The 9,256-nt window shown below is 69.2% G+C and carries 10 protein-coding genes, 2 rRNA genes and 1 pseudogene; 9 read left to right on the top strand and 4 right to left on the bottom strand.

Features of this window, described 5'->3' with window-relative positions; genetic code table 11:
- Both WD271_02740 and rrf read left to right on the top strand, forming a co-directional pair.
- Nucleotides 1-412: ribosomal RNA gene (locus tag WD271_02740) — 23S ribosomal RNA — on the top strand; the annotation flags it as partial.
- A gap of 69 nt (nt 413-481) precedes the next feature.
- Nucleotides 482-598: ribosomal RNA gene (rrf, locus tag WD271_02735) — 5S ribosomal RNA — on the top strand.
- 78 nt (nt 599-676) lie between these two features.
- On the opposite strand, the gene WD271_02730 is transcribed toward rrf, so the two are convergent.
- Nucleotides 677-886: a hypothetical protein gene (locus tag WD271_02730; protein ID MEX1006741.1), complete on the bottom strand. Its 210-nt coding sequence runs from the start codon at nt 884-886 to the stop codon at nt 677-679.
- Nucleotides 843-1,220: pseudogene (locus WD271_02725) on the bottom strand (maleylpyruvate isomerase N-terminal domain-containing protein). The gene WD271_02730 and the pseudogene WD271_02725 overlap by 44 nt, the downstream one beginning before the upstream one ends.
- Nucleotides 1,221-1,671: 451 nt before the next feature.
- Here WD271_02725 and WD271_02720 point away from each other — a divergent pair.
- From WD271_02720 to WD271_02705, 4 genes are all read left to right on the top strand, one after another.
- On the top strand, nt 1,672-2,382 hold the full coding sequence (locus WD271_02720; GenBank protein ID MEX1006740.1) for a tetratricopeptide repeat protein: 711 nt from the start codon (nt 1,672-1,674) through the stop codon (nt 2,380-2,382).
- An 82-nt stretch (nt 2,383-2,464) separates the two neighbouring features.
- On the top strand, nt 2,465-2,854 hold the full coding sequence (locus WD271_02715; GenBank protein ID MEX1006739.1) for a single-stranded DNA-binding protein: 390 nt from the start codon (nt 2,465-2,467) through the stop codon (nt 2,852-2,854).
- A 166-nt stretch (nt 2,855-3,020) separates the two neighbouring features.
- Complete coding sequence (locus WD271_02710) at nt 3,021-4,871, top strand: 2-oxoacid:acceptor oxidoreductase subunit alpha (GenBank protein MEX1006738.1); 1,851 nt, start codon at nt 3,021-3,023, stop codon at nt 4,869-4,871.
- Nucleotides 4,868-5,941 (top strand): 2-oxoacid:ferredoxin oxidoreductase subunit beta, encoded by a 1,074-nt coding sequence (locus tag WD271_02705; GenBank protein ID MEX1006737.1) that lies wholly within the window; start codon nt 4,868-4,870, stop codon nt 5,939-5,941. Before WD271_02710 ends, WD271_02705 begins: the two co-directional genes overlap by 4 nt.
- Nucleotide 5,942: 1 nt before the next feature.
- Here the strand turns inward: WD271_02705 and WD271_02700 are convergent, their stop codons facing one another.
- Nucleotides 5,943-6,431, bottom strand: a complete 489-nt coding sequence (locus tag WD271_02700) for a hypothetical protein (GenBank protein ID MEX1006736.1) — start codon at nt 6,429-6,431, stop codon at nt 5,943-5,945.
- A gap of 39 nt (nt 6,432-6,470) precedes the next feature.
- Nucleotides 6,471-7,673: a DUF1015 domain-containing protein gene (locus WD271_02695; GenBank protein ID MEX1006735.1), complete on the bottom strand. Its 1,203-nt coding sequence runs from the start codon at nt 7,671-7,673 to the stop codon at nt 6,471-6,473.
- Nucleotides 7,674-7,800: 127 nt separating this feature from the next.
- On the opposite strand from WD271_02695, the gene WD271_02690 reads away from it, so the two are divergent.
- The 3 genes from WD271_02690 to WD271_02680 form a co-directional block, all read left to right on the top strand.
- Complete coding sequence (locus tag WD271_02690; GenBank protein MEX1006734.1) at nt 7,801-8,163, top strand: tetratricopeptide repeat protein; 363 nt, start codon at nt 7,801-7,803, stop codon at nt 8,161-8,163.
- Between the two features lie 52 nt (nt 8,164-8,215).
- On the top strand, nt 8,216-9,013 hold the full coding sequence (locus WD271_02685) for an HAD-IIA family hydrolase (GenBank protein MEX1006733.1): 798 nt from the start codon (nt 8,216-8,218) through the stop codon (nt 9,011-9,013).
- Nucleotides 9,014-9,044: 31 nt separating this feature from the next.
- A partial coding sequence (locus WD271_02680; GenBank protein MEX1006732.1) for a S4 domain-containing protein occupies nt 9,045-9,256 on the top strand: 212 nt, incomplete at its 3' end.

Genomic DNA, 9,256 nt, shown 5'->3' with positions numbered 1-9,256 from the left:
GGTTTGGCACCTCGATGTCGGCTCGTCGCATCCTGGGGCTGGAGCAGGTCCCAAGGGTTGGGCTGTTCGCCCATTAAAGCGGTACGCGAGCTGGGTTTAGAACGTCGCGAGACAGTTCGGTCCCTATCCTCTACGGGCGTAGGAGATTTGAGGGGAGCTGTCCCTAGTACGAGAGGACCGGGACGGACGCAGCTCTCGTGTGCCAGTTGTCCTGCCAAGGGCATGGCTGGTTGGCGACCTGCGGAACGGATAAGCGCTGAAAGCATCTAAGCGCGAAGCCAGCCTCGAGATGAGATCTCCCACCGGGTTAACCGGGTAAGGCCCCTGGTAGACGACCAGGTTGATAGGCCGGAGGTGTACGCACGGCAACGTGTTCAGCCGACCGGTACTAATCGGCCGAGGGCTTGGGATCTTTCTTCCGCATGCTCGTGCTCGCTCTGGAGCTCTTTAGGGAGCCAACACACCAAAAACTGAATAGGTTTCCGGTGGTCATTGCGGCGGGGAAACACCCGTTCCCATTCCGAACACGGAAGTGAAGACCGCCAGCGCCGATGGTACTTGAGGGGAAACCCTCCGGGAGAGTAGGTCACCGCCGGGATTTCGACGAGCAGCCCCCGTCGCGCAGGCATTGCAGCGGCGGGGGCGCTTGCCTCTCTCACGATCTCCCGCGTCGCGCTCAGCTCCCGGCCGGGTGGTAGGTGTGGACGACCACGCCCGAGGGGAACGTCTTGGTGTCCGCGAGCCGCAGCGGCTTCTTCTGGCGCGATTCCGGAAAGAAGCGCTTGCCGCCACCGACGCGGCCCGAATGCAGGTGCGTTGGCTCGCCGCCCGGAGCCTCCATGACGCAATCGAGGGTCACGAACTCGGACACGATCACCCTGCTCACGGTTCCTCTCCTTCGTTAGGGGTGGCGTCCGGTGAACGCGATGAGTCGGGTCTGCTCGTCCCCGTCGCGGGGACGTCGACCCGGGGGCCGTACTGAAACTGACGCTCACCCACGCGCCGACCGGATCCTCGTCGACGGACGGCACCGTCGGGACCTCGACGCCGGTGCTGGCGGGGAAGAACGACGGGATCCACTCCACCATGTGGCGGACGACGTCACGAGCGACCCACCCCTCGCAGGGCGCGGGGTTGTCCCACGCGGCGTCGGGCACTGCCCTCGCTCGCTCGGTGAACCGTCCGGCCACCTTCCGGTACCGCTCAGAGATCTCGCTCATCACCATTGCCCGGCTTCTCGGGTCCTTTCAACAAGGACCGACGCTCGTGTCACTACGCTGACACACCCCCAACAGACGCGCGAGGACGATGGCAGACGACCGACGAAGCACCGGACGCGGCCGTCCACCCGCGCGGAAGGCCGGCGGTTCATCGCGCCGCGAATCCGGGAAGCGGTCCGCCTCCTCTCGTGACGGCGGTGAACGAGGACGCGCGCCGGAGCGCAAGGACGACGGTCGCTCGAAGGATCGATCGGGCCAATCAAGTCGCAGGAGCGGGCGCGGGCGTTCCGCCGAACGTTCGGGCTCGGGATCCCGCCGGGGGCGTCCGCAGAAGCGCACCGACGGGTTCGGCCCGTACCACAAGGAAGACGGCGACGAGCCGCCGCGCCGGCGGCGACCCGACGAGCCGCCGCGCCGCCGCGACGAAAGCAAGCGGCCCGCGCTGCGAGTCGTGGGCAAACGCCCGAAGCCGGCCGAGCCGAAGCCGAGCCGGAAGCCCGCGGCGCGCGCGCCGGCCAAACCGCGCCGTCGCCGTCGCAGTGGGCCCGCCGACGTGGAGCAGGAGGTGTCGCGGCTTGCGGGCCGCAACGCCGACCGCTTGTTCAAGCGCCTGATGGATGCGGCCGACGCGTACTCGCACGATCGCGAGCGCGAAGCGCTGCGCATCCTCCGTCCCCTCCGCGATCAACTTCCCGACTCGCCGAGCGTGCGCGAGCTCGTGGGGCTGTGCCAGTACCGCATCGGGAACTACAACGCGGCGGTGAAGGAGCTCGAGGCGTATGCGGAGCTCTCCGACGCCGTCGACCAGAACCCGGTGCTCATGGACTGCTACCGGGCGCAGCGCCGCTGGCGGAAGGTCGAGACCGCCTGGGAGGAGCTTGCGGCGGTGTCGCCGTCGGGGGACGTCGTCGCCGAGGGTCGCATCGTGTACGCCGGCGCGCTCGCCGACCAAGGCCGCATCGACGACGCGCTCACCCTGCTCCGCAAGCGCGCCGACCCCGTGCGCGCCCCGTTGGATCACCACCTCCGCCTCTGGTACGCGCTCGCGGATCTCGAGGAGCGCGCCGGGAACATCGCCCGTGCGCGCGACCTGTTCGACCAGGTACGCCGAGCCGACCCGCAGTACGTCGACGCAGCCGTTCGCCGCGCCGCCCTCGGGTGAGTGTCTTACCCCCGTCGTAGGGTCGCAACCGAGCTTCCTCTCGCGCTTCCCCTCGCCGTTTCGAAACGAGAGGGGAAAGGCAATGCCCAAGGAAGCAAAGCAAGCAGAACGCGACGACCTCCCCGCGGTGAACCTGAGCGTGGTCTGCGGGCCATGCTCGGCGGCGCCGGAGATCCGGGTGCTCGAGTCGGGCACGCGCCTCGCCACGCTGGCGGTGCGCTGCCCGGCGGGCAACGACCGGGCCACGTCGGTGCCGGTGACGGTGTGGGACCCGCCTGCGTGGCTGGAGTCGCTCGAGCCGGGCGACGCGGTCGTGGTGGTGGGCAAGCTACGCCGACGCTTCTACCAGCGTCCCGGTGGCGTCGGTTCGCGGGTCGACGTCGAGGCCGAATTGATCGGTCGCGCACGCGATCGCCGCCGAATCGCCGCCGCGCTCAGGTTGGCCGAGTCGGCGCTCGATGTGCTCGGGTAGGAGCGAGTGTCCGCGAATCGGGTATCCCGATTCGAGAGCGTGCGACCCATGGTGAGGCCCCGGTCCCAGGTAACCGGGGTCCGGTCGGTACAATCACCCGGCGCGCAACGGCCGGGCGCCGTAGCGAGCACCTTCATACTCAGCCCCACACAACGGAGTGAGGGACGTGACTGAGACCACATCGATCGAGCCGGAGCTACTCGAGGACGTCGTGATCCGGTTCGCCGGTGACTCCGGCGACGGGATGCAGGTCGCGGGCGACCGCTTCACCGAGGCCAGTGCCATCTTCGGCAACGACCTGGCCACCCTGCCCAACTTCCCGGCGGAGATCCAAGCCCCGGCGGGGACGATCGCAGGGGTGTCGTCGTTCCAGGTGCACATCTCCGACCACGACATCGTCACGCCCGGCGACGCGCCGAACGTGCTGGTGGCCATGAACCCCGCGGCGCTGAAGGCCAACCTCGCGGAGATGCCGCCGGGGTCCACGCTGCTCGTGAACTCCGACGCCTTCGACGAGCGCAACCTCGGCAAGGTCGGCTACGAGGTGAACCCGCTCGAAGACGGGTCGCTCTCGGCGTACCGGGTGATCCAGGTGCCGATGACGAGCCTCACGCTCGAGGCGTGCACAGAGCTCGGCGTGAAGCCGCGCGACGCGGAGCGCTCGAAGAACTTCTTCGCCGTGGGTCTCATCTCGTGGATGTACACGCGTCCGGTCGACCCCACGCTCGCGTGGATTCAGCAGAAGTATGGGTCACGGCAGGTCGTGGTCGACGCCAACGTCGCCGCGTTCAAAGGCGGCCTGCACTTCGGCGAGACGGCCGAGCTCTTCGGTCCGGCGTACCAAGTACCGCCCGCCGCGCTCCCGCCGGGGCGTTACCGCAACATCAGCGGGAACCCCGCCCTCGCCTACGGGCTCCTCGCGGCGGCGCAGCACGCCAACCTTCCGATCCTCTACGCGTCGTACCCGATCACGCCGGCGTCCGACATCCTCCACGAGCTGTCGAGCCACAAGAACTTCGGCGTGCGCACGCTGCAGGCCGAAGACGAGATCGCCGCGATCGGCATCGCCATCGGTGCGGCGTTCGCCGGCCAGCTCGGCGTCACCGCTACCAGTGGTCCGGGCGTCGACCTCAAGAGCGAAGGCCTCGGCCTCGCGGTGAGCCTCGAGCTCCCGTTGCTGCTCATCGACGTGCAGCGCGGTGGACCGTCGACGGGTCTGCCCACCAAGACCGAGCAGTCCGACCTCTTGCTCGCGATGTACGGGCGTCACGGCGAGGCGCCGGTTCCGATCATCGCGTCGCGCTCGCCGAGCCACTGCTTCGAGGTCGCCTTCGAAGCGGCGCGCATCGCGCTGAAGTACCGCACGCCGGTGATCATCCTCACCGACGGCTACGTCGCCAACGCCGCGGAGCCGTGGCTGCTGCCCGACATCGACGCGCTGCCCGACATCTCGGTGCCGTTCGCCGAGGAGCCGAACCACGGCGACGACTTCTGGCCCTACCTGCGTGACCCCGACACGCTTGCCCGCCCGTGGGCGATCCCGGGTACGCCCGGCCTGATGCACCGCATCGGCGGCCTGGAGAAGGAAGAGGGCACGGGCGACATCAACTACGAGCCCGCGAACCACGACTTCATGGTCCGCATCCGGGCCGCGAAGGTGGCCGGCATCGCGTCCGACATCCCGGGCGTCGACGTCGACTCCGAGGGCGGTGCCGACGCGCTCGTGCTCGGGTGGGGGAGCACGTGGGGCGCGATCAGCGAGGCGGTCCGGAGGGTGCGGGCGGCTGGGGGCGCGGTCGACCACGCGCACCTCGTGCACCTCAACCCGTTCCCGGCCGACCTCGGCGACGTGCTCGGGCGCTATTCGAAGGTGCTGGTGCCCGAGATGAACCTCGGGCAACTGTCGCGCCTCGTGCGCGCGGAGTTCCTGGTCGACGCGGTGTCGCTCACGCAGGTGCGGGGCGTGCCGTTCACCGCAGCGGAGATCGAAGCGAAGATCCTGGAGATGCTCGGATGACTGACGACGCGATGGTGAGTGGAATTGGTGCCGAAGGAAACGGAGACAGTGGCGGCGGTACCGCGGTCAAGCTCGGGCGCAAGGACTTCCAGTCCGATCAAGACGTGCGCTGGTGCCCCGGCTGCGGCGACTACTCGATCCTCGCCAACGTGCAACTGCTCATGCCCGAGCTGGGTGTGAAGCCCGAGAACCTGGTGTTCGTGTCGGGCATCGGCTGTGCGGCTCGGTTCCCGTACTACATGAACGTGTACGGCGTGCACGGCATCCACGGACGCGCGCCCGCGATCGCCACCGGTGTCGCGCTGGCGCGACCCGACCTCGACGTGTGGGTCATCACCGGTGACGGCGACGCGCTGTCGATCGGTGGTAATCACCTCATCCACTCGCTGCGCCGCAACGTGAACCTCACGATCGTGATGTTCAACAACCAGATTTACGGGCTCACGAAGGGCCAGTACTCGCCCACGAGCGAGGTCGGCAAGATCACGAAGTCGTCGCCGTTCGGGTCGCTCGACTACCCGTTCAACCCCCTCGCGCTCGCGCTCGGCGCCGAGGCCACGTTCGTGGCGCGCACGCACGACATGGACCGCAAGCACATGATGGACGTGCTGCGGCGCGCGCACTTCCACAAGGGCGCGGCGTTCGTCGAGGTGTACCAGAACTGCAACGTGTTCAACGACGGCGCGTTCGAGGCGGTCACTGCGAAGGAAGCTCGCTCGGAGATGCTCATCGAGCTCCACGACGGCCAACCGATCCGTTTCGGCGCCGACGGCGAGCGCGGCGTGATCCTCAACGAGTTCGCGGAGTGCGAGATCGTGAACGTCGCCGACGTGGGCCTCGACAAGCTCTTGGTGCACGACGAGAAGCGTGAGAGCCCGGCGCTCGCGTTCGCGCTCGCACGCCTCGCGTCGGCACCCACGATGCCCACCCCGATCGGCGTCTTCCGCGACATCGAGCGTCCCACCTACGAAGTCGAGGTGCAGCGACAACTCGTCGGCGCGGTCGAGCGGCAGGGTCCCGGCGACCTTGCCGCGCTCATCGGCTCCGGCGCCACCTGGGACGTGAACTGACCTACTCCGACGCCGTTCCCGATGAGGACGAGAAGTTCTCGAGCGCGGCGAGGAACGCGTCGTTGTGGCCCTTCATCTGCAACACGGTGGTGGCTTCGAGCTCGTAGTGGTCGCCGGTCGACTTCACGTCGACGACGACCTTGGTGGAGAGCGTGGCCTTGGTCGTCGTGATGTCGAGGTCTGAGCGATCCCACGCACCGATGGGTTCTGCTACCTGCCATTGGCGGCCCCACGACTTGGCGTTGAACGCGTAGAGCTTGCCCTCGGTGACCGCGACGAGCGCCATCTGGGTCTTGATCTCGCCCTGCTTGCCGAGCCCGCCGGACTTCTTGTTCGCGGCCTTCCGCATGATCGTCCCGGCGATACGGCTGAATTGCCCGACCCCGATGGAGCCCCAGATGCCGGCGGGCTGGAGAACCCCGACCGCGATGATCGGTTCGTCCACGTGGGGCTGCACGTTCTCCTTCGTCTGCTCGGCCCAGCTGGCCATGGGTCCTCCTCGCGTCCCTGGGTGCTGGCCGCGATCAGATCACAGATCGAGGCTGCGGAACACCATTCCGGTACGCGGCTTCGGCGCGAAGAACGTCGTCTTCTCGGGCATACGCAGGCGCGCGGCGGCCGCGGCCCTTATCGTTTCGACTTCGACCGGGCGCAGCAGCACGGCCACTTGCGCGTTTCCCTTTTCGACCGCTGCGGCGACGGTGGCGGCGTCGTCGCGGTACGCCAACGACACGCCCGGCAGCGCGGGGAGCACCGCGGCATCGAAGCGCGCGGCGTCGACGTCGCGCAGCGGCGGAGCGAGCTCGGCGACGCGTTGGTCGAGCGCGGCTCTCGGCACGAGCAGCGCGAGCCCTTCCGCATCGACGAGCCCGAGCGCGCGTTCGCGCTGCATCGCGGCCTCCAACGCCGCGACACCGGCGGCGTCGTTCGCGCCCGCGTCGCGCACGTCGAACACCGACGCGAGCGCGTCGCGGATCCGGACCGAGGGGAGGTCGGTGAGCAGCCGGTGGATCGCGCGCACGCAGAGCTGCTCGGGCGCGAGCTCCACCACGAGGGTCATGATCGCCCCGGCACCGACGTCGTCGCGGCGGCGTTCGTCGTAGTAGGTGCATGCTGTCTCGAACCGGTGGTGACCGTCGGCCAGCACGAGGCCCGACGCCGACACGGCGGCGCGGATCGCACCGAGGCGGACGGGGTCCGTGATCGGGTAGCACTCGTGGCGCACGCCATCGCGGTCGTCCGCGACGGCAACGGGTGCGGCATCCGGTTCGAGCAGCTCGGAGAGGCCGGTCGCGAGCGAGAGCCCCCAGATCGGGTCGAAGTTGGCGCGTGTCGCGCGCAGGAGCTCGAGGCGGTCGCTCTTTGCTTTCGGCAGCGTCCGCTCATGGGGAAGCACGCCGTCGCGGTCGAGCTCCAGCGCGCCGATCACCCCGGTGGTGACGCGGGCGAGCCCGTCGTCGCCGGTGAAGTGCATGCGGTAGATGGAGAAGGTGGGCGTGTCGTCGACGATGAGCGTGCCGTCGGCTTGCCAGCGCGCGAGCAAGTCCGCTGCCGCGGCATAGCTGTCGGGGAGGATGAGCCGCACCGCGTTGCGGGGTTCGGCGGCGAGGAGCGAGGCGCGATCCTCGGGCTCGATCACGTCGTAGGGTGGGGCGCAGACCGCGCTCAGGTCCGCGTCACCCGACGGCGGGGTCGCGTAACGGAGGGCGGGAAAGGGAAGAAAGTCGGGCACCGGCGCGCTTCAACTCCTCGGATGTCGGGGGCGGACCCCGGATTATCGCCCGCCCGAACCTTCCCTGACGAAATGGCTTTGACGAACGGGCCGTGACGAAAGCGAGCCGCGACGAAGGAGAGATGGCGTGGAATCGGCGTACGAGGCATTCCAGGAGGGAACCCGGCTCCTCGAGTCGGAGAACCCGCACGCGGCGGTCGTCGCGCTGGAGCGTGTTCGCGACCTCGAGCCCGACAAGGCGTCGGTGCGCGAGGCGCTGGCGCGCGCGTACTTCCGGTCCGGCCGGTTCTCCGCCGCCAGTGCCGAGTTCGCGCGCGCGGTGGAGATCGATCCGGTGAACGACTACGCCCATTTCGGGCTCGGCCTCTGCCTGCTGCGCCAAGGTGACCGGCTCGGTGCGCGGCGCCACCTCAAGCTCGCGATTGCCATGCGACCCGACCAGGCCGACTACCGGAACGCGCTGTCGCGAGCGGTCGACGACGCCCGATGACGGTAGGCCAGTGACGGTAGGCCAGTGACGGTAAGCCAGTGACGGTAAGCCAGTGACTGCACCGGTCGTGTGTTTCGACCTCGACGGCGTCATCTGGCGGGGTGACGACCCGATCCCGGCCGCCGCGGGTGGGGTCGCGCAGCTCCGGGACGCGGGGCTCCGCGTGGGGTTCCTGTCGAACAACTCGAGCATGGTGATCGCCGACGTCGTGGCCAAGCTCGAACGCTCCGGTGTGCCGGCCACATCCGACGATGTGCTCACCAGCGCCGTCGCCGCGGGCGCGCTGCTCGGCGCCGAGTTGCCGACTGGCGCGCGCGTGCTGGCCTGCGCGGGTCCTGGTGTGGTCGAGGCACTGGAATCCGCCGGGCTCACCGTCGTGCGTGAGCCGCCGGCCGTGGCGGTGGTCGTCGGCTTCCACCGCGACTTCGACTACGCCGCCTTGGAGCGCGCGGCTCGCGCGCTTCGTGAGGGTGCGCGCTTCGTCGCGACGAACATGGACGCCACGTACCCCACGGGCGACGGTGGGTTGATCCCCGGTGCGGGTTCGTTGGTCGCCGCGGTCGCGACCGCATCCGGCCGAACACCTGAGGTCGCCGGCAAGCCCGAGCCCCCCACCGTTGCGCTCGTGCACGAGCGCCTCGGCACACGCGGCGTGATGGTGGGGGACCGCCCGTCGACCGACGGTGCGATGGCCGACGCGCTCGGGTGGCCGTTCGCGCTCGTGCTGTCGGGTGTTACCTCGGAGGTCGCGCCACCCGGTGGTGAGGCGATCCCGTCGCCGCCGCCTCCGTACGTTGCCGCCGACGTCGGCGAGCTCGCACCACGGTTGCTTGCTGCGCTGCTGCCCTGACCTGACCGAATTGCCGCGTATTGTGGGACGGGTGACGGTACGGCGACGACTCGACGCCGAGCTGGTGAGGAGGGGACTGCTCGAGAGCCCTGCGCGTGCGGCTGATGCCATCGCGGAGGGCCGTGTGCTCGTGGGTGGCAGCCCCGCGCTTGTGCCCGCACGAATGGTCGAGGCAAGCGAACCGATCCACGTCACCAGCGATGCGCCCCGCTTCGTCTCGCGCGGCGGCGAGAAGCTCGCGGC

It is taken from the genome of Acidimicrobiia bacterium (genome assembly GCA_040880805.1).
In the GTDB taxonomy this organism is placed as follows: domain Bacteria; phylum Actinomycetota; class Acidimicrobiia; order IMCC26256; family DASPTH01; genus DASPTH01.
This window is presented reverse-complemented; position numbering and strand designations above follow the sequence as displayed.

What these genes read in the sequence shown, in the direction of transcription:
- WD271_02715 (MEX1006739.1), top strand. Translation starts at nt 2,465, where the DNA reads ATGCCCAAGGAAGCAAAGCAAGCAGAACGCGACGACCTCCCCGCGGTG.
- WD271_02705 (MEX1006737.1), top strand. Translation starts at nt 4,868, where the DNA reads ATGACTGACGACGCGATGGTGAGTGGAATTGGTGCCGAAGGAAACGGA.
- WD271_02700 (MEX1006736.1), bottom strand. Translation starts at nt 6,431, where the DNA reads ATGGCCAGCTGGGCCGAGCAGACGAAGGAGAACGTGCAGCCCCACGTG.